Consider the following 21,618-nt stretch of genomic DNA (forward strand, 5'->3'; position numbering starts at 1 on the left):
AATATCAGCAAATTCCTGGAGTTATTTCAACCTATTGACTTTTAATTTTAAATGGGAATTAATTTTTGCTACGTTACATAAATGTAAATAAACGGCAATTCACATTGCCGAAACCGTGCTGTATATCGCACAATGGCACCAGATTTCACTGCATAGATTCTCACGATGAGCAAATCATTACAAAAACCCACCATTTTGAAAGTTGAAACTGTCGCGAAATCCCGGCTGTTTAACGTCGAAAGTGTGGATCTCGAATTCAGCAACGGCGTGCGCCGCGTCTATGAGCGTATGCGTCCGTCCACTCGTGAAGCGGTAATGATTGTGCCGATCGTAGACGATCACCTGATTCTGATCCGTGAATATGCCGTGGGCACGGAGTCTTATGAGCTGGGGTTCTCCAAAGGGTTGATCGACCCTGGCGAAACCGTTTTTGAAGCGGCGAACCGGGAACTGAAAGAAGAAGTTGGGTTTGGCGCGAACGATCTGACGTTCCTCAAAAAGCTCAGCATGGCGCCGTCCTATTTTTCCAGCAAAATGAATATTGTGATAGCGGAAGACCTCTATCCTGAATCACTGGAAGGCGACGAGCCGGAACCGCTGCCGCAGGTGCGCTGGCCGCTGACGCATTTAATGGATCTGCTGGAAGAACCGGATTTCAGTGAAGCGCGAAACGTCAGCGCGCTGTTCCTGGTCCGTGAGTGGCTGAAGGGGCAGGGGCGGTTGTAATTTATATTGCCGGATGGCGGCTGACGTTTTACCTGGCCTACAACAAAATGTAGGCCGGATAAGACGTCTCAGGCGTCGCCATCCGGCAAAAGATCAAAACAGTTCGTGTGTCTCACCGTTATCGATAATGGTGGTGCCCACCTCATGCACCGCCTGCTGCGTTGGCTGAGTGCCTTCGATAAAGTATTCCGCGCGGCTGTTACCGCCGTTTGCCAGTTGCCCGGTGCTTCTGTCGATATTGATCGTCACGATGCCCGGAGGCGGCGTCAGCGGCTCTTCAGGAACCCCTTCCAGCACGGCTTTCATGTAAGCATCCCATGCGGGTTGCGCACTTTTCGCGCCGCCTTCATAACCAGAAATCTGGTCTTTGATCGCCCCGGACGCGGTAGTGCGCCCCAGATCGCGACGGTGATCGTCAAAGCCGATCCACACGGAAGTCACCACGCCCGGGCCGTAACCGGAGAACCAGGCATCTTTCGAGCTGTTGGTGGTTCCGGTTTTTCCGCCGATATCATGACGTTGCAGGTCGCGACCCGCGCGCCAGCCGGTGCCCATCCAGCCGGGTTCGCCGAAGATGTTGCTGTTCAGCGCGCTCTTAATCAGGAAGGCCAGCGGCGTGTTGATCACATGCGGAGCATATTCCTGCATTCCGCTTTGCGCCACTAACGCCTGGTTAGCCTGCTCCAGTTTTGGCATCGGCACGGTGGCGTTTTGCTGCTCCTGAGAGATGGCGACATCTTCAACGTTATTGTTTTCCAGCACGTTGGATTTTTGGGTATCACCGTAAATGACCGGGATATCGCAATTCGGGCAGGCGATTTTCGGCTTCGCTTCGAAGATCACGCCGCCCTGGTCGGTCTCTATCTTGCTGATGAAATACGGGTCTACCAGGAAGCCGCCGTTAGACATTACCGCATAACCGCGCGCCACCTGCATCGGGGTGAAGGACGCGGAGCCCAGCGCCAGCGATTCGGTATGCACGATGTTCTGCGCCGGGAAACCGAAGCGTTGCAGATACTCTGCGGCGTAATCCACGCCCATCGCGCGCATCGCCCGCACCATCACCACGTTTTTCGACTGACCCAGACCCTGACGTAAGCGGATTGGCCCGGCATACTGCGGCGGGGAGTTTTTTGGCCGCCAGTCGGAACCGGCGCCTGCGTCCCAGCGGGAAATCGGCACGTCGTTCAGCATACTCGCCAGCGTCAGACCTTTATCCATTGCGGCGGTATAGAGGAACGGTTTGATGTTCGACCCGACCTGACGCAGCGCCTGCGTGGCGCGGTTGAATTTACTCTGGTTGAAGTCAAAACCGCCGACCAGCGCCAGAACCGCGCCGTTTTGCGGGTTGATGGAAACCAGCGCTGAGTTCACATCCGGGACTTGCGCCAGCCACCAGGCATCACCCATCTGGCGAACCCAGATTTGTTGGCCTGTCTGTACGGCGTCGGTCACTTTACGCGGCGTCGGGCCCTGTTGGGTATCCGAACGGTAAGGGCGCGCCCAGCGTACGCCTTCCATCCGCAGCGACACGGAGGTGCCATCAGCGAGCATCGCGGTGGCTTCCTGCGGATTCGCGCCGGTAATGACGGCGGGCAGCAACGGCCCGTAGGTTGGCAGGGCTTTCAGCGTGTCGGTGATTTTTTTGTTGTCCCAGGCGGTTTCGCCTACTTTCCACAGCACGTTCGACGGGCCGCGATAGCCGTGGCGCATGTCGTAGTCCAGCACGTTGTTACGCACGGCTTGCTGCGCCGCCTGCTGAACTTTGCGGGTGATCGTGGTGTAAATGCGATACCCGTCTTCATAGGCGCTTTCGCCATAACGGCTGTACATTTCCTGGCGCACCATTTCCGACAGATACGGCGCTGAGAACGCGATTTCCGGCGCATGGTAATTGGCGTCAATCGCTTCGCCGCGCGCCTGATCGTACTGTGCCTGGGTGATGTAGCCTTCGCTCAACATACGAGACAGCACCACGTTACGACGCGCCGTCGCCCGATCCATCGAGTAGAGCGGGTTAAATGTGGAAGGGGCTTTCGGCAGACCGGCAATCACCGCCATTTCGCTCAGGGTGAGCTGATCGACCGTCTTACCGAAATAGACCTGCGCCGCCGCGCCGACGCCGTAGGCACGGTAGCCGAGGTAGATCTTGTTCAGATAAAGTTCGAGGATCTCATCTTTGCTCAGCATCTGCTCAATGCGGATTGCCAGGAACGCTTCCTTAATTTTACGCATCAGCGTGCGTTCCGGGCTCAGGAAGAAGTTTCTCGCCAGCTGCTGGGTGATGGTACTTGCCCCCTGTGAGGCATGGCCTGAGAACAGCGCGACGCTGGCCGCACGGAAGATCCCTACCGGATCGACGCCATGATGCTCGTAAAAGCGGCTGTCTTCCGTAGCGATAAAGGCTTTAACCATTTCCGGCGGCATCTGGTCAAGCGTGACCGGGATACGACGTTTTTCGCCATACTGCGCGATCAGCTCGCCATCCGCGCTGTAAACCTGCATCGGAATCTGCAAACGCACGTCTTTTAAGGTCGCGACGTCAGGTAGTTGCGGCTCGATATAGCGGTAGAGGCCATAAATCGAGCCTGCTCCCAGCAGGATGCAACATACTGCAAGGATCAATAAATACTTTACGAACTTCACTGGAGATTTCCCATTTAGTGTCATTTGGGCAGTTTATAAACAAACGCGCGGTAGTATAAAGGCAAGCCAGACGCATTGATATACCCGTAAGAGCGACCATTGATAAGGAGATCATAAGCAATGGCTTTCAGGTTCTGGCAAATTGGCCTTCATATTCAGCAGCATGAGGCGCTGGCTGTCGCCGTGGTTCGCGGCGCGTCAGGCTGGTCTTTACAACGCTGGTGGCGGGTGCCGCTGGCGGAACGCACCTTCGTTGACGGGCATCTCCGCGAGCCTGAACAGCTCGTCGATGCGCTGCTTCCGTGGCGTCGTTCGCTTCCTCACCGGCATCATATTTATCTCTCTTTCCCTGCCAGCCGGACGCTGCAAAAGCATTTTCCGCGCCCGGAAATGGCGCTGCGCGAACGTGAACAAACGGTGTGGCTGACCGGCGCGATGGCGCGTGAGCTGGATATGCCCCCCGACGCCCTGCGCTTTGACTATCGCGAAGATACCCTGACTCCGGCATTTAACGTGACCGCCGCCCAAAGCAAGGAGGTGACGACCTTATTAACGCTGGCGCAAAAACTGAAAATGCAGGTGACGGCGATTACGCCGGATGCCTGCGCATTACAGCACTTTATTCCTTATCTGCTGGCGCACCAGCAGTGTCTGGCCTGGCGTGACGAAGAGCAGTGGCTGTGGGCGACGCGTTATGCGTGGGGACGAAAACCGCTACAAGAGGCGGCCTGCGCCGACAGTCTTGCCGCGACGTTGTCCATTGCGCCGGAAAGTCTGACGGTGTGCGGCGCGGGCGGCTTCGAACCCTGGTGCGCGGTTGCCATTCGCCAGCCTCCCGTTCCGCCGGAAGGCCATACCTTTGCCATCGCGCTGGGATTAGCAATGGGGGCGCCGCGCTGATGAGTCATCCGGTCAACTTTTTGCCCTGGCGTCAGTCCCGGCGGCGCGAATGTCTGCGATTCTGGAGCGTTATGTTCAGCGGTTCACTGCTGCTGACCATCGCGCTGGGGTGCATCCATGAGGTTACGCTCACGGCGCAAAAGCGGGTGGATGCGCAGTGGTCGATCGCAGAGAAAGAGCGCGCCGCCGCGCTACTGGCGATCCAACCCCGCTTACAGCAGCGGCAGACCGCGTGGCAGCAAGCGTTGCAGCAGCAAACGGAATATGAGCAGACGCGGCGCTGGCAGAGCGTGCTGGAAGGGATGGCGGCGCTGTTGCCCGAGCAGGCGTGGCTAACCCGGTTATCCTGGCAGCAGGGAACGCTGGAACTTGAGGGATACGCGACGACATTTCTTGCGTTAAACACGCTGGAAACCGCGCTGCGTCATCATCCTGATTTCCCGTTAGCCGGGAGTGGGGCAACGCAGCAGGATGCGCAGGGACGCTGGCAATTTCATTACCCGTTAAAAAGGAGCCTCGCAGATGGCCGCGCTTTTTGACCTCTGGTGCGGGTTATTGCCGCGAACCCGCCTCTTCTGCTGGTTAGGCTGGAGCCTGGGGCTGGGATTACTGGCGTGTTTATGCGCGTTTTCTTCGGGTGCGCAGCAACAGGAGCGGCAACGAACGGCGCTGGCGCAACAGCGGGCGGCTATCGACCGGCAGTGGCGAAGCCTGCGTCAGATCGCCGCATCAATGGATATGTCTCGTTTAGCGTCGGCCAGCAAGCGCGTGCCTTTTTCCCCTCTGGATTTTCAGCGCTCTCCGGTACGCCTTCTTCACTGGCAGCCTTCCGCGCAGGGAGGCGAGCTGGCGCTGGCATCCTCCTGGGAGGCGGTTCCGCAACTGTTCAGTCGGCTGGCGGAGCGTGGCATGCGCATTAACCGCTTTTCGCTTGTTCCGCAGGAGACGGAGCTGCTGTTGACGCTACAGCTGGAGCGGCTGACTGATGACTAAGTGCTGGCTGTTGGTCTGTAGCTGCCTGCTGATGCTGACCGGAATGCGCGACCCCTTCAAACCGCCGGAGGACCGATGCCGGATCGCTGAACTGCCGATGTGGCGTTACCAGGGCGTGGTGAGTCAGGGAGAGCGCCTGACTGGCATTCTCAAAGACAGCCAGCAGAAGTGGCGGCGCGTCGAACAATATCAGGTGCTGGAGAACGGCTGGACGATTTCCCGACTGACGGCAGACAGCATAACGCTTGCAACCGGTAAAGGCTGTGAACCGTCACAGTGGCGGTGGCAACGACAAGGAGAAGTGAATGAAGCGATGGATAGCCGCAGCGTTGATCGCCGTGATGCCCGCCGTACAGGCGGGGAAAGCGCAAAACGTGACGCTGGTGGTGGATGATGTTCCTGTTGTTCAGGTGTTGCAGGCGCTTGCCGCGCAGGAGAAGAAGAATCTGGTGGTCTCGCCTGACGTCAGCGGTTCGCTGTCGCTGAGTCTGACGGATGTGCCGTGGAAGCAGGCGGTGCAGACGGTCATAAAAAGCGCCGGGCTGGTGCTGCGTCAGGAGGGGAATATTCTGCATGTTCACTCGGTTCACTGGCAAAACGAAAACGCCGCGCGGCAGGAGGCCGAGCAGGCAAGGCTTCGGGCCAACTTACCGCTGGAGGATCGCAGTATTTCTCTGCAATACGCCGATGCCTCCGAACTGGCAAAAGCGGGAGAAAAACTGCTGAGCGCCAAAGGCAGTATGACGGTAGATAAGCGCACCAACCGGTTATTGCTTCGGGATAACAACGCTGCGCTGGCGGCGCTGGAAACGTGGGCAGCGCAAATGGATCTCCCCGTTGAGCAGGTTGAACTGGCGGCGCATATCGTCACCATAAATGAAAAAAGCCTGCGTGAGCTGGGGGTAAAGTGGACGCTGGCGGACGCGCAACAGGCCGGGTCGCCAGGGCAGGTGACGTCGCTTGCCAGCGATTTGTCCGTCGCGGCCGCCACGTCTCGCGTCGGGTTTAACATCGGGCGCATCAACGGTCGCTTGTTGGATCTTGAGCTTTCCGCCCTGGAGCAGAAGCAGCAACTTGATATTATCGCCAGCCCACGACTGCTGGCTTCGCACCTGCAACCCGCCAGTATTAAGCAGGGGAGCGAAATCCCGTATCAGGTCTCCAGCGGCGAGAGCGGGGCGACGTCCGTGGAGTTTAAAGAAGCGGTGCTGGGGATGGAGGTGACGCCCACCGTTTTGCCGAAGGGGCGCATTCGCCTGAAACTTCACATCAGCCAGAACGTTCCCGGTCAGGTGCTACAGCAGGCGGATGGCGAAGTGCTGGCGATCGATAAGCAGGAGATCGACACGCAGGTCGAGGTTAAAAGCGGCGAAACGCTGGCGCTGGGCGGCATCTTTTCGCGCAAGAACAAATCCGCTAAAGATAGCGTCCCGCTGTTAGGCGATATCCCCTGGCTTGGTTCCCTTTTCAGCCATGATGGAAAAGAGAACGAGCGGCGCGAACTGGTGGTGTTCATTACCCCCAGACTGGTTGCGGCAGAATAATTTATGCCTGAAATCGCGCTGTTTTTGCACTGAACACGTTTCAGGGATTTGACGTGGGGGTGTATTTAGCATACAAGGAGTACCGATTTGAGAGTTGGTTCTTCTCGTCGCTATCCGGCGACGCTGCCTCCGGGGTTGTCTACAATATGTCTTGGTAATTTATTCAGTTGCCAAACCCGTTGGAGTATTGAGATAATTTTCAGTCTGACTCTCGCAATATCTTATGAGGTTTCAGTTCATGTCCTGCTGCGCAAGGTGTCTGCGACGCGGGTTTATCATTAACGAATTGTCTTAGTAGTACCGAAAAAATGGCAGAGAAACGCAATATCTTTCTGGTTGGGCCTATGGGTGCCGGAAAAAGCACTATTGGGCGCCAGTTAGCTCAACAACTCAATATGGAATTTTACGATTCTGATCAAGAGATTGAGAAACGAACCGGAGCTGATGTGGGCTGGGTCTTCGATGTAGAAGGTGAAGACGGCTTCCGTGATCGCGAAGAAAAAGTCATCAACGAGTTGACGGAAAAACAGGGTATTGTGCTGGCAACCGGCGGTGGCTCTGTAAAATCACGTGAAACGCGTAACCGTCTCTCCGCGCGTGGCGTCGTGGTGTATCTTGAAACGACAATCGAAAAACAACTTGCGCGTACGCAGCGCGACAAGAAACGCCCGCTGTTGCAGGTAGAAGCTCCGCCTCGTGAAGTTCTGGAAGCGTTGGCCAACGAACGCAATCCTCTGTATGAAGAGATTGCCGACGTGACCATTCGTACCGACGATCAGAGCGCTAAGGTCGTGGCAAACCAGATTATTCATATGCTGGAAAGCAACTGATTCTGGCTTAATACATACTCGGTAAGCGGGTACAAGTAACTAAGGTGGATGTCGCGTCATGGAGAGGATTACAGTTACTCTCGGGGAACGTAGTTACCCTATCACCATCGCGGCTGGTTTGTTTAACGAACCAGCTTCATTCTTACCGCTGAAATCGGGCGATCAGGTTATGTTGGTGACCAACGAAACCCTGGCTCCCCTTTACCTTGATAAGATCCGTAGCGTACTTGAACAGGCGGGGGTTAACGTAGATAGCGTTATCCTGCCCGATGGCGAAAAGTATAAAAGCCTGACGGTACTTGATACGGTTTTCACCGCGTTACTGCAAAAACCGCACGGTCGCGATACCACGTTGGTTGCCCTCGGCGGCGGCGTGATTGGCGACCTTACCGGTTTCGCCGCCGCCAGCTATCAGCGTGGCGTGCGCTTTATCCAGGTCCCGACGACATTGCTGTCGCAGGTCGACTCCTCCGTAGGCGGGAAAACCGCTGTAAACCATCCCCTCGGCAAGAACATGATCGGCGCGTTCTACCAGCCTGCTTCTGTGGTGGTGGATCTCGACTGTCTGAAAACGCTTCCTGCGCGTGAGCTGGCATCGGGTCTGGCGGAAGTGATCAAATACGGCATCATTCTTGACGGTGAATTTTTCACCTGGCTTGAGGACAATCTGGACGCGTTATTACGTCTGGAAGGTCCGGCAATGGCGTACTGTATCCGCCGTTGTTGTGAGCTGAAAGCCGAAGTTGTCGCAGCAGACGAGCGCGAAACGGGCTTACGTGCTTTACTGAATCTGGGACATACCTTTGGTCATGCCATTGAAGCTGAAATGGGTTATGGCAACTGGTTACACGGTGAAGCCGTCGCCGCTGGTATGGTGATGGCGGCGCGCACGTCAGAGCGTCTCGGTCAGTTTAGCGCTGCGGATACGCAACGCATTATTACGCTGCTCCAGCGCGCAGGTCTGCCTGTTCACGGGCCGCGTGAGATGTCTGCTCAGGCGTATTTGCCACACATGCTGCGCGATAAGAAAGTTCTGGCGGGCGAGATGCGCTTAGTGCTCCCGCTGGCGATAGGGAAAAGTGAAGTACGCGGCGGAGTGCCGCACGAAATCGTTCTCAGCGCTATTGCTGACTGTCAGCAGGCGTAACAACAAGAAAGGTCGGACTGATACTGCACGGTATTGGTCATTTAAATTCAGGTTAACTGCAACGTCGTAAGCATTAACCTTTGAGTGGGGTGTTAAATGGATGAATTCAAACCAGAAGACGAGCTGAAACCCGATCCCAGCGATCGTCGTACTGGTCGTACTCGTCAATCTTCTGAACGCGATAATGATCCACAGATCAATTTCGATGACGTCGACCTGGATACGGACGATCGTCGTCCAGGGCGTGCGCGAAAGGCGCGTGAGGAAGAGCAGTACAGCGAAGACGATTATGAATCCGATGATGCAGTGGATGAAGAACGCGTAGAGCGTCGTCCCCGCAAACGTAAGAAAGCCGCCAGCAAACCCGCTTCCCGTCAATACATCATGATGGGTGTCGGCGTTCTGGTGTTGCTGCTGTTGATCATCGGTATTGGTTCCGCGCTGAAAGCCCCTTCACCCTCCTCTTCCAGCGATCAAACGGCGTCTGCCGAGAAGAACATCGATCTTTCCGGCAATAACGCGACCGATCAGGCGAGCGCCACGCAGCCTGCGCCAGACGCTGAACAGACCGCCGGAAACACGCAGCAGGATGTTTCTCTGCCGCCGATCGCCTCAACGCCAACGCAGGGTCAGGCGCCTGCCGCGACCGAAGGCCAACAGCGTGTGGAAGTTCAGGGCGATCTGAACAATGCGCTGACTCAGCCGCAGGGCCAGGAACAGGTTAACAATGTGGTGGCGAACTCCACGCTGCCGACGGAACCTGCCACCGTTGCGCCAATCCGCAACGGCAATGCGCCGCGTCAGACGGCGACGACGCAATCGGGCGAGCGTCAGGCCACTACGCGCCCGGAACGTAAGCAGGTTGTGATTGAGCCGAAGAAACCGCAGACCACCGCGAAAGCGACGCCAGCGGAACCGAAGCCGACCACGCAGCCGAAACGTAGCGAACCTGCCGCGCCGGTCGCGACGACGAAAGCGCCAGCAACCTCCGCGCCAGCGGCAACGACCGCGCCGAAAGCCACCGCCAGCACTGCGCCTGCACAAACCTCCGCGCCAGCGCAAACCACAGCGGCAGCCGGCAGTGCGGCTGGTACGAAAAGCACAGGTAACGTGGGTTCGCTGAAGTCTGCGCCTTCCAGCCATTACACCCTGCAACTCAGCAGTTCTTCTAACTACGACAACCTGAACGGTTGGGCGAAGAAAGAAAACCTGAAAAACTATGTGGTGTATCAGACGACGCGTAACGGCCAGCCGTGGTATGTTCTGGTAACGGGTGTGTATGCGTCTAAAGATGATGCCAAACGTGCGGTGTCTACGTTGCCAGCCGATGTGCAGGCGAAAAACCCGTGGGCAAAACCGTTGCATCAGGTGCAGGCCGATCTGAAGTAATAGTCATGTTAAAGCGCAGGATGCTGTCGGAGCTTTCTCCACAGCCGGAGAAGGTGTAATTAGTTAGTCAGCATGAAAAAGAATCGCGCTTTTCTGAAGTGGGCAGGGGGGAAATACCCCCTGCTTGATGACATCAAACGGCATTTACCGAAAGGTGAATGTCTGGTTGAACCCTTTGTGGGGGCCGGGTCGGTGTTTCTTAACACCGACTTTTCTCGTTATATTCTTGCCGATATTAATAGTGACCTTATCAGCCTCTATAACATCGTGAAGTCGCGTACTGAAGAGTATGTGCGGGCTTCCCGCGAGCTGTTTACGCCTGAGACGAATCAGGCCGAGGTTTACTATCAACTCCGTGAAGAGTTCAATACGAGCCGGGAGCCGTTCCGTCGAGCGGTCCTGTTCTTATACCTGAACCGCTATGGTTACAACGGCCTGTGCCGCTATAACTTGCGTGGGGAGTTTAACGTGCCGTTTGGCCGTTACAAAAAGCCCTACTTCCCGGAAACGGAGTTGTACCATTTTGCCAAAAAAGCGCAGAATGCAGAGTTTCATTGCCTTTCGTATGAAGAGTGTATGGATCGTGCTGATAGCAATTCTGTGGTCTATTGCGATCCGCCTTACGCACCGCTTTCTGCGACGGCGAATTTCACCGCTTATCATACCAATAGCTTCAGCCCAAAAGAGCAGGCGCGCCTGGCGGAGATGGCAGAAAAGCTGGTCAGCAAGCGGATCCCGGTGTTAATTTCGAATCATGACACGCCCGATACCCGCGAGTGGTACAAAGCGGCGAAACATTTTCAGGTCAAAGTGCGTCGCAGTATAAGCAGCAATGGCGGCACACGTAAAAAGGTGGACGAACTGCTGGCTCTGTACCAACCAGGAGTCGTAACGCCTGCGAAAAAATAATTCTCAAGGAGAAGCGGATGAAACAGTATTTGATTGCCCCCTCAATTCTGTCGGCTGATTTTGCCCGCCTGGGTGAGGACACCGCGAAGGTGCTGGCTGCTGGTGCGGATGTCGTGCATTTTGACGTCATGGACAACCACTATGTGCCGAACCTGACCATCGGCCCGATGGTGCTGAAATCCCTGCGCAAATACGGTATTACCGCCCCCATCGACGTGCATTTGATGGTGAAGCCGGTTGACCGCATCGTGCCGGATTTCGCCGCAGCGGGCGCCAGCATCATTACGTTTCATCCCGAAGCCTCCGAGCATGTCGATCGTACCTTGCAGCTGATTAAAGAAAACGGCTGTAAAGCGGGTCTGGTGTTTAACCCGGCCACGCCGCTGAGTTATCTGGATTACGTGATGGATAAGCTGGATGTGATCCTGCTGATGTCCGTCAACCCGGGTTTTGGCGGCCAGTCTTTTATTCCGCACACGCTGGAAAAGCTGCGTGAAGTGCGCCGTCGTATTGATGAGTCAGGTTATGACATTCGCCTGGAAGTGGACGGCGGCGTCAAGGTGAACAACATAGGCGAAATCGCCGCGGCGGGCGCAGACATGTTTGTGGCAGGCTCCGCGATTTTCGACCAACCAGACTACAAAAAAGTCATTGATGAAATGCGCAGTGAACTGGCAAAGGTAAGTCATGGATAAATTGCAGGATATTCGGGGTGTCGCCTTTGACCTCGACGGCACGCTGGTTGACAGCGCGCCGGGATTAGCCGCTGCGGTAGATACGGCGTTATACGCGCTGGAACTGCCTACCGCTGGCGAAGATCGCGTAATTACCTGGATTGGTAACGGCGCGGATGTATTGATGGAGCGTGCGCTCGCCTGGGCTCGCCAGGAACGCGCTACGTTACGTAAAACAATGGGCAAACCGCCTGTTGATGATGAGATCCCCGCCGAGGAGCAGGTGCGTATTTTGCGTAAGCTGTTCGACCGCTACTATGGCGATGTGGCGGAAGAAGGGACGTTCCTGTTCCCGCACGTAGCCGATACGCTGGGCGCGCTGCATGCCAAAGGGCTGCCGCTTGGACTGGTGACCAATAAGCCGACGCCGTTTGTGGCGCCGCTGCTTGAAGCGCTGGATATCGCCAAATACTTTAGCGTGGTTATTGGCGGCGACGATGTGCAGAACAAAAAGCCGCATCCCGATCCGCTGCTGCTGGTGGCAAAGCGGATGGGCGTCGCGCCTGAACAGATGCTCTTCGTGGGCGATTCGCGTAACGACATTCAGGCTGCAAAAGCGGCTGGCTGCCCGTCGGTCGGCCTCACGTACGGCTACAACTATGGCGAATCAATCGCTCTTAGCCAGCCGGATGTGATTTACGACACTATTAATGACCTTCTGCCCGCTCTCGGGCTTCCGCATAGCGAAAATCAGGAATCGAAAAATGACTAAGCCCATCGTTTTTAGTGGCGCACAGCCCTCAGGTGAATTGACCATTGGCAACTATATGGGTGCGCTGCGTCAGTGGGTGAACATGCAGGATGACTATCATTGCATTTACTGCATCGTTGACCAGCATGCGATCACCGTGCGTCAGGATGCACAGCAGTTGCGTAAGGCGACGCTGGATACGCTGGCGCTCTACCTGGCGTGTGGTATCGATCCTGAGAAAAGCACCATCTTTGTTCAGTCCCATGTGCCGGAGCACGCGCAGCTGGGCTGGGCGCTGAACTGCTACACCTATTTCGGCGAACTGAGCCGGATGACCCAGTTCAAAGACAAATCCGCGCGCTATGCCGAGAACATCAACGCCGGTCTGTTTGATTACCCGGTTCTGATGGCGGCAGACATTTTGCTGTATCAAACGAATCAGGTGCCGGTGGGTGAAGATCAGAAACAGCATCTGGAATTGAGCCGCGACATCGCGCAGCGTTTTAACGCGCTGTATGGCGATATCTTTAACGTTCCTGAGCCGTTTATTCCAAAATCCGGCGCGCGCGTGATGTCACTGCTGGAACCGACCAAAAAGATGTCCAAGTCGGACGATAACCGTAACAACGTCATCGGCCTGCTGGAAGACCCGAAATCGGTGGTGAAAAAAATCAAACGTGCGGTGACGGATTCCGACGAGCCGCCGGTAGTGCGCTACGACATCCAGAATAAAGCGGGGGTGTCTAACCTGCTGGATATCCTCTCCGCCGTAACCGGCCAGAGCATCCCTGAGCTGGAGCAGCATTTCGAAGGCAAGATGTATGGTCATCTGAAAGGTGAAGTGGCTGAAGCCGTTTCCGGTATGCTGACCGAGTTGCAGGAGCGTTATCATCGCTTCCGCAGCGACGAAGCCTTCTTGCAGAAAGTGATGAAAGAAGGGGCGGAAAAAGCCAGCGCCCGTGCTTCCGAAACGCTGAAAGCGGTCTACGAAGCGATCGGCTTTGTCGCCAAGCCGTAATGCGCACCGCGCCGTAGGCCAGATAAGGCGTTTACGCCGCCACCCGGCGTAAACACGGCGAGGCCTACAGTGATGCGATACCACACATTAAAAAACCGGGGATTTCCCGGTTTTTTTGTCTCTCTGCGTACCCGTGACGAAAAACTGTGAGGCGTCTCGCCGTTTACGCACATCGTCATTGCGCGATATCTTCATTTTAATGAATATATAAATATTCACTTTACTGAAAATTTATGATGCGTCGAACATTTATCAAAAAAGAGGGGGTCGTGCTGACGACCCTGGCCCGCTACCTGCTAGGTGAGAAATGCGGTAACCGTTTGAAAACGATAGATGAACTGGCTAATGAATGCCACTCATCAGTGGGGTTAACGCAGGCCGCATTAAAAACGCTGGAGTCTTCCGGGGCGATCCGTATTGAGCGTCGTGGGCGCAACGGCAGCTTCCTGGTGGAGATGGATAACAAAACGTTGCTGTCGCATGTGGACATCAGCAACGTTGTTTGCGCGATGCCGCTGCCGTACACCCGTCTGTATGAAGGGCTGGCGAGCGGGCTGAAAGCGCAGTTTGAAGGGATTCCATTTTATTACGCGCACATGCGTGGGGCGGACATCCGGGTTGAGTGCCTGCTGAATGGCGTCTACGACATGGCCGTGGTGTCGCGTCTGGCCGCAGAGAGCTATCTGGCGCAAAACGGGTTGCGCATCGCGCTGGAACTGGGGCCACACACCTATGTTGGCGAGCACCAGTTGATCTGCCGTAAAGGCGAATCCGACCGGGTGAAGCGAGTGGGGCTGGATAACCGTTCGGCAGATCAGAAAATCATGACTGAAGCCTGTTTCGGCAAAAGTGATGTGGAGCTGATAGACCTCTCTTATCACGAAAGTCTCCAGCGCATTGTAAAAGGCGATGTGGATGCGGTGATCTGGAATGTGGTGGCGGAAGCGGAGCTGGCATTGCTGGGGTTAGAAGCGACGCCGCTCACCCGCGATCCTCGATTCTTGCAGGCCACCGAAGCCGTGGTGCTGACCCGGTCGGACGATTACCCGATGCAGCAACTGCTGCGCGCCGTGGTGGACAAACAGGCGCTGCTCGCCCATCAGCAACGTGTGGTCAGCGGTGAACAGGAACCCAGTTACTAAGTTAATCAAAGGCATTGTAAATGGAAAACAGACTCAGCCTGCTGTGTGACGCAGGGGTTATCGACGAAGATATTTGCCGTGGCATGTTGCAGGTCGTCAGACGACTGGACGAGGAGTGGAAGCTGCCGGTGCATACCGAGCAGGGTACGATGGCGATAACCCACATGGCCAGCGCGTTAATGCGCAGTCGTCGGGGAGAGGTGATTGACGCGCTGGATCACGAGCTGCTGGCGGAACCGATGCAATCTCCCCACTGGCCCGCGATTTTGTTGGCGCACCAGGCGCTGCTGGCGGAGTTTGCGGTTTCGCTTCATGCCAATGAGGAAGGCTATTTGTTGGCAAATCTATATGGGCTGTGGATGGCGGCGCACGAAGCGTCGTGAGGAACACCGTACATCAACGTACCACACCTTAAATATTCAAAAAAATGAATATTTAATTCAGGGATTAGAAACCGAGGCACAAAGATGTTTATACACGCATTAAAACGCCAGAATCCGGCGCTGATTACCGCCGCGATCCGACTCTGGCAGCAGGGAAGGATCGTCCCGGACAGCTGGGTGATTGATGTTGATCAGGTGCTGGAAAACGGGAAGCGCCTGGTTGATACGGCTCATCAATACGGCATCACGCTGTATCTGATGACAAAACAGCTTGGGCGCAATCCCTGGCTGGCGGAAAAGCTGCTGGCGCTGGGATATGCCGGAATTGTCACGGTGGATTACAAAGAGGCCAGGGTCATGCGTCGCGCCGGATTGCCGGTGGCGCATCAGGGGCATTTAGTGCAGATCCCCTCCCGACAGATTGGCGAAGCGGTGGAGCAAGGGACGGACATTATTACGCTCTTTTCGCTGGAGAAGGCGCGTGAAGTGTCGGCGGCGGCGGTGAAGGCCGGGCGTGTGCAGGCGGTAATGCTGAAGATTTACGGCGAGCAGGATTTTCTTTATCCGGGGCAGGAGAGCGGCTTCCCGCTGGCGCGCCTTGATGACGCGGTGAATGACATTCGCCGTCTGCCGGGGCTCCATATCACGGGGTTAACGCATTTCCCCTGCCTGCTGTGGGATGACGCATCAGGTGAGACCAGGCCGACGCCCAATCTGCATTCCCTGGTCAAGGCGAGGCAGCAACTGGAAGAACAGGAGATTGCCATTGAGCAGCTTAATGCGCCCTCTGCAACCAGCTGCGCGTCTTTGCCGCTGTTGGCGCGGTATGGCGTCACCCATGCCGAACCGGGCCATGCGCTGACCGGCACCATTCCGTCGAACCAGCAAGGCGATCAGCCTGAACGTATTGCGATGCTCTGGCTGAGTGAAATTTCGCACCATTTTCGTGGCAACAGCTACTGCTATGGCGGCGGCTATTACCGCCGGGGACATGCGCGCAACGCGCTCGTTTTTACGCCGGAAAACGACGTTCCTGCGAAGACGACGCTGGAATCCGTCGATGACAGCAGTATCGACTACTACCTGCCGCTTGCAGGGACGTTTCCGGTGAGCAGCGCCGTGGTGCTCTGTTTTCGTACCCAAATTTTTGTGACGCGCAGTGATGTGGTGCTGGTGTCTGGCATTCAGCGCGGTGCGGCGGAAATCGTCGCCCGTTATGACAGTCTCGGAAACGTACTGGAGGCGTAATGGCTCGTTTTGTGGTGCTGGTGATTGATAGCTTCGGCGTCGGCGCAATGAAGGATGTGGCGGAGGTTCGCCCGCAGGATGTCGGGGCGAATACCTGCGGACATATTCTGCGTCAGCTCCCGCAGCTACATCTGCCGACGCTGGAGAAACTGGGGTTGATTAACGCGCTGGGCTATGCGCCAGGCGTTATGGCTCCCTCGGCATCGGCAGTGTGGGGGATCGCGGAATTGCAGCATGAAGGAGGGGATACCTTCATGGGGCATCAGGAGATTTTAGGCACGCGTCCGCAGGCGCCGCTGCGTATGCCGTTTAGCGAGGTGATTGATCGCGTTGAGCTGGCGCTGAAGGCGGCGGGCTGGCAGGTGGAGCGACGTGGCGGCGAACTGGCGTTCCTGTGGGTCAATGAGTCGGTGGCGATAGGCGATAACCTCGAAGCGGATTTAGGACAGGTTTACAACATTACCGCCAACCTTTCCGCCATCGCCTTTGACGAGGTGCTGAAGATTGGCCGCATTGTGCGTGAACACGCGCAGGTGGGGCGCGTCATTGCATTCGGCGGCACGCTTCACGACAGTCAGCGGATTCTGGACGCCGCAGAAGCGAAAGAGGGGCGTTTTATTGGCATCAATGCGCCGCGATCCGGCGCATATGAGAGCGGTTTTCAGGTTGTTCATATGGGCTATGGCGTGGATGAGCGGGTTCAGGTGCCGCAAAAACTGCATGAGGTTGGCGTGCCGACCGTGCTGATCGGCAAAGTGGCGGATATCGTGGCGAACCCTCACGGACGTAGCTGGCAAAACCTGGTGGACAGCCAGCGCATTATGGATATCACGCGCGATGAATTCAGTGCCGCCCGGCACGCGTTTATCTGCACCAACATCCAGGAAACCGATCTGGCGGGGCACGCCCAGGATGTCGCACGTTATGCGGAACGTTTGCAGGTGGTTGACCGTAATCTTGCGCGGCTGACAAGCGAGATGACACCCGATGATTGTCTGCTGGTGATGGCCGACCACGGCAACGATCCAACGATAGGTCACAGTCACCATACCCGTGAAAGAGTGCCGATTCTGGTCTACCGGCAGGGGCTGAAGCCTGTTCAGTTGGGCCTTCGCGCCACGCTGTCGGATGTGGGCGCGACGGTCTGTGAGTTCTTTGGCGCGCCCGCGCCACAAAACGGCACCTCTTTCTTTTCGTCATTACAGCTCACAGGAGACGCCGTATGAATTTTGATACGTCAGGCTACACCTGGGCCCATGAGCATCTGCACATCGATCTCTCCGGGTTCAAAAATAACCTCGACTGCCGGTTAGATCAGTACGATCTCATTTGTCAGGAGATGAAAGATCTGCGGGCGTTGGGCGTGCGCAACATCATCGAAATGACTAACCGCTATATGGGGCGCAACCCGCAATTCATGCTCGATTTGATGCGGGATAGCGGGATAAACGTGGTGGCCTGTACGGGTTACTACCAGGACGCATTTTTCCCTGAGCATGTCGCGACCCGCAGCGTGGAACAGCTTGCGCAGGAGATGATCGATGAGATCGTCATCGGTATTGATAACACGACGCTGAAAGCCGGAATTATTGCGGAAATCGGCTCCAGTGAAGGGGTGATTACACCGCTGGAAGAGAAGGTGTTTATCGCCGCTGCGCGCGCCCACAATGAAACCGGACGCCCCATTTCCACCCATACCTCGTTCAGTACGATGGGGCTGGAGCAACTGGCCTTGTTGCAGGCGCAGGGCGTCGATCTCTCCCGCGTGGTGATTGGTCATTGCGATCTGAAAGATAACCTCGACGGCATTTTGCAGATGATCGATCTCGGCGCGTACGTGCAGTTCGACACCATCGGCAAAAACAACTACTACCCGGATGAAAAGCGCATCGACATGCTGAATGCGCTGCGCCAGCGTGGTTTGCTCAACCGCGTGATGCTTTCGATGGATATTACCCGCCGCTCCCATCTAAAAGCCAATGGCGGCAATGGCTACGACTACCTGTTAACCACCTTTATCCCACAGCTGCGCCAGTCAGGATTCAGTCAGGCCGATGTGGACACGATGTTGCGTGATAACCCCTCACAATTTTTCCAATAAGGACAGAAAGATGAAAAAGATTGGTGTTGCTGGCTTACAGCGTGAGCAGATTAAAAAAACCATCGAGACCGTGGCGCCCGGCTGCTTTGACGTGTCCATTCACAACGATATGGAAGCGGCGATGAAAGTGAAGTCCGGGCAACTGGATTATTACATCGGCGCGTGTAATACCGGCGCTGGCGCGGCGTTGTCGATAGCGATTGCGGTGATTGGCTACAACAAAAGCTGCACCATCGCTAAGCCGGGTATTAAAGCGAAAGACGAGCATATCGCAAAGATGGTCGCGGAAGGGAAAGTGGCGTTTGGCCTCTCCGTCGAACATGTTGAGCATGCGATTCCCATGCTGGTTAACCACTTGAAATAAAAGGCATGCTTATGGAGCTGTATATTCAGATTCTGGTGGTGGCTTGCCTGACGGGGATGACGTCGCTACTGGCGCATCGCTCAGCCGCCGTTTTCCATGACGGGATTCGCCCGATCCTACCGCAACTGATCGAAGGCTATATGAACCGCCGGGAGGCGGGGAGTATCGCGTTTGGTTTGAGTATCGGTTTTGTGGCGTCGGTGGGGATCTCATTTACCCTCAAAACGGGGCTGCTTAACGCCTGGCTGCTGTTTTTACCTACCGATATTCTTGGCGTACTGGCGATCAATAGCCTGTTGGCGTTTGGGCTTGGCGCCGCCTGGGGCGTGCTGATTCTGACCTGTCTGCTGCCGGTGAACCATCTGCTTACCGCCTTGCCGGTTGACGTGCTGGGGAGCCTTGGCGAGCTGAGTTCCCCGGTTGTCGCCGGTTTTGCGCTGTTCCCGCTGGTGGCGATTTTTTATCAATTCGGCTGGAAACACAGTCTTATCGCTGCGGTTGTGGTGCTGATGGCGCGTGTCCTGGTAGTGCGCTACTTCCCGCATCTGAACCCGGAATCGATTGAGATTTTTATCGGCATGGTGATGCTGCTGGCGATTGCGATTACGCACGACCTGCGCCACCGTGGCGATGAGGAGATGGATACCAGTGGGTTATCCGTCTTTGAGGAGCGCACCTCCCGTATTATTAAAAATTTACCGTATATCGCGATCGTCGGCGCGTTGATTGCGGCGGTCGCCAGTATGAATATTTTTGCCGGCAGCGAGGTGTCGATCTTTACCCTTGAGAAAGCCTATTCTGCTGGCGTTACGCCTGAAGAGTCGCAGACCTTGCTTCATCAGGCGGCGCTGGCGGAGTTCATGCGTGGGCTTGGCTTTGTGCCGATGATCGCCACAACGGCGCTGGCGACGGGCGTGTATGCGGTGGCCGGTTTTACCTTTGTGTATTCCGTGGGCTATCTGGCGCCGAATCCGTGGATTGCCGCCATCCTGGGGGCGGTCGTGATTTCTGCGGAAGTGCTGCTGTTGCGCTCAATTGGGAAGTGGCTTGGACGCTACCCGTCGGTGCGCAATGCGTCGGACAATATCCGTAACGCGATGAATATGCTGATGGAAACTGCGCTACTGATCGGCTCTATTTTTGCGGCGATCAAGATGGCGGGTTATACCGGCTTCTCGATTGCGATTGCTATCTACTTCCTCAACGAGTCGCTGGGGCGTCCGGTGCAGAAGATGGCCGCGCCGGTCGTGGCCGTGATGATTACCGGTATCTTATTGAATATTCTCTACTGGTTCGGTCTGTTTATTCCGGCCTGAGGAGGCGTCTAAATGAAAACCTTCCCCCTGCAAAGCCTGACGCTCGCCGAGGCGCAGCAGAAGCAGTTTGCGCTGGTGGACACGGTGTGTCGTTATTTCCCAGGCGCGGATTTTTTAAAGGGTGGCGATCTGGGGCTAAGTCCGGGGCTTAACCAGCCGGGAACCACCCGGCAAGTGGAAAAAGTGCTGGCGGAGGCGTTTCATGCTGAGGACTCAGTGCTGGTGCAGGGCGCGGGAACCGGCGCGATTCGGGCCGGGCTGGCCGCGCTGCTGAAACCGGGGCAACGCCTTCTGGTGCATGATGCGCCGGTTTATCCCACAACGCAGGGGATCGTCGAGCAGATGGGGATTGCGCTCGTCAGAGCGGATTTCAACGATCTGGCGACAATAACGCAGGTTATCGCAGAGCATCGGCCCCATGCGGCGCTGGTGCAACATACGCGTCAGCAACCGCAGGATTGCTATTCTCTGGCCGGGGTGCTGGTGGAGCTTGCGCGATGCGGCGTCCCCACGCTGACCGACGATAATTATGCGGTGATGAAAGTGGCGCGTATTGGTTGTGAATGTGGGGCCACGCTGTCCACGTTTTCCTGTTTTAAACTCTTCGGGCCTGAAGGCACCGGCGCGGTGGTGGGGGAGGCGGAAGCCATCGCCAGAATACGTGCGACGATGTATTCCGGCGGCAGCCAGATTCAGGGCGCGCAGGCGCTGGCGGTGCTTCGTGGTCTGGTTTTCGCGCCAGTGATGCACGCTGTGCAGGCAGGGGTGACGGAACGTTTACTCGCCTTGTTAAACAGTGGAGCTGTGCCGGAAGTGAAGCAGGCGGTGATTGCGAATGCGCAATCGAAAGTGTTAATTGTGGAGTTCCACCAGCCCGTTGCCGAAAAGGTGCTGGAGGAGGCGCAAAAGCGCGGGGCGTTGCCTTACCCGGTGGGCGCGGAGTCCAAGTATGAAATCCCGCCATTGTTTTATCGCCTTTCCGGTACGTTTCGTGCGGCCCGTCCGGGTCTGGCGCGTTATGCGATTCGTATTAATCCCAACCGCAGCGGCGAGGAAACGGTGTTACGTATTTTGCGGGAAAGCCTGTGTGCCTGATGGCGCTGCGCTTATCAGGCCTACAATGATACACATGAAAAAACCGGGGAATCCCCGGTTTTTTTGTATCGTGCGACAACGGTTTCGATTATTGATCCGCGGCCGGGCCGCAACCACCAATAATTTTTGAAATAGAAATTGCCGGGTGAAGTAAATAATCGTAACTGCAATCATTCTTTTTGTTTTCGATATGACCCGTACACGCGGTGAGCGTAGCCAGCATCCCTGCCACAACGGCAATCTTTGCAATTTTAAACATGACAAAATCCTTGTAAATAAAACAATTTTAATTGTATGAGATAAATGGAAAAATCCATTTTGCGGACGTTACCATATCAATTAATAAGAGAGCGAGGTAGTCCAGATAAGGACTTCTTATTCTGCGGATAATATGCTTTGCGTAGATTCAGCATAATAAAAAACGGCCTGGAGAGGATGTATA

23 protein-coding genes are annotated in these 21,618 nt (G+C 55.9%); 21 read left to right on the plus strand and 2 right to left on the minus strand.

Translation table 11 applies throughout. The annotated features are described in order from the left end of the window. The first annotated feature begins 165 nt into the window (after nucleotides 1-165). Nucleotides 166-726, plus strand: coding sequence for an ADP compounds hydrolase NudE (nudE, locus tag OGV67_RS20185; RefSeq protein ID WP_012135506.1), 561 nt, complete (start codon nucleotides 166-168; stop codon nucleotides 724-726). A gap of 93 nt (nucleotides 727-819) precedes the next feature. On the opposite strand, the gene mrcA is transcribed toward nudE, so the two are convergent. After that, entirely contained in the window at nucleotides 820-3,372 is a 2,553-nt protein-coding gene (gene mrcA / locus OGV67_RS20190) for a peptidoglycan glycosyltransferase/peptidoglycan DD-transpeptidase MrcA (RefSeq protein WP_181899681.1), read from the minus strand. Nucleotides 3,373-3,492: 120 nt separating this feature from the next. Between mrcA and OGV67_RS20195 the strand changes: the two genes are divergently transcribed. From OGV67_RS20195 to OGV67_RS20290, 20 genes are all read left to right on the plus strand, one after another. Continuing rightward, the gene (locus OGV67_RS20195) at nucleotides 3,493-4,272 is read left to right on the plus strand and encodes a type IV pilus biogenesis protein PilM (RefSeq protein ID WP_115614352.1); all 780 of its coding nucleotides are present in this window, start codon (nucleotides 3,493-3,495) and stop codon (nucleotides 4,270-4,272) included. Continuing rightward, nucleotides 4,272-4,811 carry a PilN domain-containing protein gene (locus OGV67_RS20200; RefSeq protein WP_181899682.1) on the plus strand — a complete coding sequence of 180 codons (540 nt, stop codon included), beginning with the start codon at nucleotides 4,272-4,274 and terminating at the stop codon, nucleotides 4,809-4,811. The genes OGV67_RS20195 and OGV67_RS20200 overlap by 1 nt, the downstream gene beginning before the upstream one ends. Beyond that, nucleotides 4,795-5,265 (plus strand): HofO family protein, encoded by a 471-nt coding sequence (locus tag OGV67_RS20205; RefSeq protein ID WP_058668192.1) that lies wholly within the window; start codon nucleotides 4,795-4,797, stop codon nucleotides 5,263-5,265. The genes OGV67_RS20200 and OGV67_RS20205 overlap by 17 nt, the downstream gene beginning before the upstream one ends. Then, nucleotides 5,258-5,659, plus strand: a complete 402-nt coding sequence (locus tag OGV67_RS20210; RefSeq protein WP_115614354.1) for a DUF2531 family protein — start codon at nucleotides 5,258-5,260, stop codon at nucleotides 5,657-5,659. Before OGV67_RS20205 ends, OGV67_RS20210 begins: the two co-directional genes overlap by 8 nt. After that, nucleotides 5,571-6,809: a DNA uptake porin HofQ gene (gene hofQ / locus OGV67_RS20215; protein ID WP_047460714.1), complete on the plus strand. Its 1,239-nt coding sequence runs from the start codon at nucleotides 5,571-5,573 to the stop codon at nucleotides 6,807-6,809. The genes OGV67_RS20210 and hofQ overlap by 89 nt, the downstream gene beginning before the upstream one ends. Before the next feature lie 308 nt (nucleotides 6,810-7,117). Further along, nucleotides 7,118-7,639: a shikimate kinase AroK gene (gene aroK / locus OGV67_RS20220; RefSeq protein ID WP_012135498.1), complete on the plus strand. Its 522-nt coding sequence runs from the start codon at nucleotides 7,118-7,120 to the stop codon at nucleotides 7,637-7,639. 58 nt (nucleotides 7,640-7,697) lie between these two features. After that, complete coding sequence (aroB, locus tag OGV67_RS20225; protein ID WP_047460717.1) at nucleotides 7,698-8,786, plus strand: 3-dehydroquinate synthase; 1,089 nt, start codon at nucleotides 7,698-7,700, stop codon at nucleotides 8,784-8,786. A gap of 96 nt (nucleotides 8,787-8,882) precedes the next feature. After that, complete coding sequence (gene damX / locus OGV67_RS20230) at nucleotides 8,883-10,175, plus strand: cell division protein DamX (RefSeq protein ID WP_115614355.1); 1,293 nt, start codon at nucleotides 8,883-8,885, stop codon at nucleotides 10,173-10,175. Nucleotides 10,176-10,247: 72 nt separating this feature from the next. Continuing rightward, nucleotides 10,248-11,084, plus strand: coding sequence for an adenine-specific DNA-methyltransferase (gene dam, locus OGV67_RS20235; protein WP_012135494.1), 837 nt, complete (start codon nucleotides 10,248-10,250; stop codon nucleotides 11,082-11,084). A 17-nt stretch (nucleotides 11,085-11,101) separates the two neighbouring features. Further along, nucleotides 11,102-11,779, plus strand: coding sequence for a ribulose-phosphate 3-epimerase (gene rpe, locus OGV67_RS20240; RefSeq protein WP_012135493.1), 678 nt, complete (start codon nucleotides 11,102-11,104; stop codon nucleotides 11,777-11,779). Next, nucleotides 11,772-12,530, plus strand: coding sequence for a phosphoglycolate phosphatase (gph, locus tag OGV67_RS20245; RefSeq protein ID WP_115614356.1), 759 nt, complete (start codon nucleotides 11,772-11,774; stop codon nucleotides 12,528-12,530). Before rpe ends, gph begins: the two co-directional genes overlap by 8 nt. Then, nucleotides 12,523-13,527, plus strand: coding sequence for a tryptophan--tRNA ligase (gene trpS, locus OGV67_RS20250; protein ID WP_012135491.1), 1,005 nt, complete (start codon nucleotides 12,523-12,525; stop codon nucleotides 13,525-13,527). The genes gph and trpS overlap by 8 nt, the downstream gene beginning before the upstream one ends. Before the next feature lie 236 nt (nucleotides 13,528-13,763). Continuing rightward, a complete protein-coding gene (gene yhfZ, locus OGV67_RS20255) occupies nucleotides 13,764-14,669 on the plus strand; it encodes a GntR family transcriptional regulator YhfZ (protein ID WP_024131011.1) in 906 nt (301 codons plus the stop codon). Nucleotides 14,670-14,689: 20 nt separating this feature from the next. After that, nucleotides 14,690-15,052 (plus strand): hypothetical protein, encoded by a 363-nt coding sequence (locus tag OGV67_RS20260; RefSeq protein ID WP_058668188.1) that lies wholly within the window; start codon nucleotides 14,690-14,692, stop codon nucleotides 15,050-15,052. A gap of 84 nt (nucleotides 15,053-15,136) precedes the next feature. After that, on the plus strand, nucleotides 15,137-16,300 hold the full coding sequence (locus OGV67_RS20265) for a YhfX family PLP-dependent enzyme (RefSeq protein ID WP_115614357.1): 1,164 nt from the start codon (nucleotides 15,137-15,139) through the stop codon (nucleotides 16,298-16,300). After that, nucleotides 16,300-17,526, plus strand: coding sequence for a phosphopentomutase (locus tag OGV67_RS20270; protein ID WP_104868100.1), 1,227 nt, complete (start codon nucleotides 16,300-16,302; stop codon nucleotides 17,524-17,526). Before OGV67_RS20265 ends, OGV67_RS20270 begins: the two co-directional genes overlap by 1 nt. Next, the gene (locus tag OGV67_RS20275; protein ID WP_012135485.1) at nucleotides 17,523-18,401 is read left to right on the plus strand and encodes a phosphotriesterase-related protein; all 879 of its coding nucleotides are present in this window, start codon (nucleotides 17,523-17,525) and stop codon (nucleotides 18,399-18,401) included. The genes OGV67_RS20270 and OGV67_RS20275 overlap by 4 nt, the downstream gene beginning before the upstream one ends. Before the next feature lie 10 nt (nucleotides 18,402-18,411). Continuing rightward, nucleotides 18,412-18,765, plus strand: coding sequence for a DUF2620 domain-containing protein (locus tag OGV67_RS20280; protein WP_012135484.1), 354 nt, complete (start codon nucleotides 18,412-18,414; stop codon nucleotides 18,763-18,765). An 11-nt stretch (nucleotides 18,766-18,776) separates the two neighbouring features. Then, nucleotides 18,777-20,081, plus strand: coding sequence for a YhfT family protein (locus tag OGV67_RS20285; RefSeq protein WP_024131010.1), 1,305 nt, complete (start codon nucleotides 18,777-18,779; stop codon nucleotides 20,079-20,081). Between the two features lie 12 nt (nucleotides 20,082-20,093). Next, nucleotides 20,094-21,176, plus strand: coding sequence for an aminotransferase class I/II-fold pyridoxal phosphate-dependent enzyme (locus OGV67_RS20290; RefSeq protein ID WP_115614358.1), 1,083 nt, complete (start codon nucleotides 20,094-20,096; stop codon nucleotides 21,174-21,176). 88 nt (nucleotides 21,177-21,264) lie between these two features. On the opposite strand, the gene OGV67_RS20295 is transcribed toward OGV67_RS20290, so the two are convergent. After that, nucleotides 21,265-21,435, minus strand: a complete 171-nt coding sequence (locus OGV67_RS20295) for a YhfL family protein (protein ID WP_012135480.1) — start codon at nucleotides 21,433-21,435, stop codon at nucleotides 21,265-21,267. Nucleotides 21,436-21,618: the final 183 nt, after the last annotated feature.

Source organism: Citrobacter sp. CK188 (genome assembly GCF_030333525.1).
In the GTDB taxonomy this organism is placed as follows: Bacteria; Pseudomonadota; Gammaproteobacteria; order Enterobacterales; family Enterobacteriaceae; genus Citrobacter_B; species Citrobacter_B koseri.

Bases quoted from the DNA above. Each gene is read 5' to 3' on its own strand.
- nudE (WP_012135506.1), top strand. From the start codon at position 166: ATGAGCAAATCATTACAAAAACCCACCATTTTGAAAGTTGAAACTGTC.
- OGV67_RS20195 (WP_115614352.1), top strand. From the start codon at position 3,493: ATGGCTTTCAGGTTCTGGCAAATTGGCCTTCATATTCAGCAGCATGAG.
- OGV67_RS20200 (WP_181899682.1), top strand. From the start codon at position 4,272: ATGAGTCATCCGGTCAACTTTTTGCCCTGGCGTCAGTCCCGGCGGCGC.
- OGV67_RS20205 (WP_058668192.1), top strand. From the start codon at position 4,795: ATGGCCGCGCTTTTTGACCTCTGGTGCGGGTTATTGCCGCGAACCCGC.
- OGV67_RS20210 (WP_115614354.1), top strand. From the start codon at position 5,258: ATGACTAAGTGCTGGCTGTTGGTCTGTAGCTGCCTGCTGATGCTGACC.
- hofQ (WP_047460714.1), top strand. From the start codon at position 5,571: ATGAAGCGATGGATAGCCGCAGCGTTGATCGCCGTGATGCCCGCCGTA.
- aroK (WP_012135498.1), top strand. From the start codon at position 7,118: ATGGCAGAGAAACGCAATATCTTTCTGGTTGGGCCTATGGGTGCCGGA.
- aroB (WP_047460717.1), top strand. From the start codon at position 7,698: ATGGAGAGGATTACAGTTACTCTCGGGGAACGTAGTTACCCTATCACC.
- damX (WP_115614355.1), top strand. From the start codon at position 8,883: ATGGATGAATTCAAACCAGAAGACGAGCTGAAACCCGATCCCAGCGAT.
- dam (WP_012135494.1), top strand. From the start codon at position 10,248: ATGAAAAAGAATCGCGCTTTTCTGAAGTGGGCAGGGGGGAAATACCCC.
- rpe (WP_012135493.1), top strand. From the start codon at position 11,102: ATGAAACAGTATTTGATTGCCCCCTCAATTCTGTCGGCTGATTTTGCC.
- gph (WP_115614356.1), top strand. From the start codon at position 11,772: ATGGATAAATTGCAGGATATTCGGGGTGTCGCCTTTGACCTCGACGGC.
- trpS (WP_012135491.1), top strand. From the start codon at position 12,523: ATGACTAAGCCCATCGTTTTTAGTGGCGCACAGCCCTCAGGTGAATTG.
- yhfZ (WP_024131011.1), top strand. From the start codon at position 13,764: ATGCGTCGAACATTTATCAAAAAAGAGGGGGTCGTGCTGACGACCCTG.
- OGV67_RS20260 (WP_058668188.1), top strand. From the start codon at position 14,690: ATGGAAAACAGACTCAGCCTGCTGTGTGACGCAGGGGTTATCGACGAA.
- OGV67_RS20265 (WP_115614357.1), top strand. From the start codon at position 15,137: ATGTTTATACACGCATTAAAACGCCAGAATCCGGCGCTGATTACCGCC.
- OGV67_RS20270 (WP_104868100.1), top strand. From the start codon at position 16,300: ATGGCTCGTTTTGTGGTGCTGGTGATTGATAGCTTCGGCGTCGGCGCA.
- OGV67_RS20275 (WP_012135485.1), top strand. From the start codon at position 17,523: ATGAATTTTGATACGTCAGGCTACACCTGGGCCCATGAGCATCTGCAC.
- OGV67_RS20280 (WP_012135484.1), top strand. From the start codon at position 18,412: ATGAAAAAGATTGGTGTTGCTGGCTTACAGCGTGAGCAGATTAAAAAA.
- OGV67_RS20285 (WP_024131010.1), top strand. From the start codon at position 18,777: ATGGAGCTGTATATTCAGATTCTGGTGGTGGCTTGCCTGACGGGGATG.
- OGV67_RS20290 (WP_115614358.1), top strand. From the start codon at position 20,094: ATGAAAACCTTCCCCCTGCAAAGCCTGACGCTCGCCGAGGCGCAGCAG.
- OGV67_RS20295 (WP_012135480.1), bottom strand. From the start codon at position 21,435: ATGTTTAAAATTGCAAAGATTGCCGTTGTGGCAGGGATGCTGGCTACG.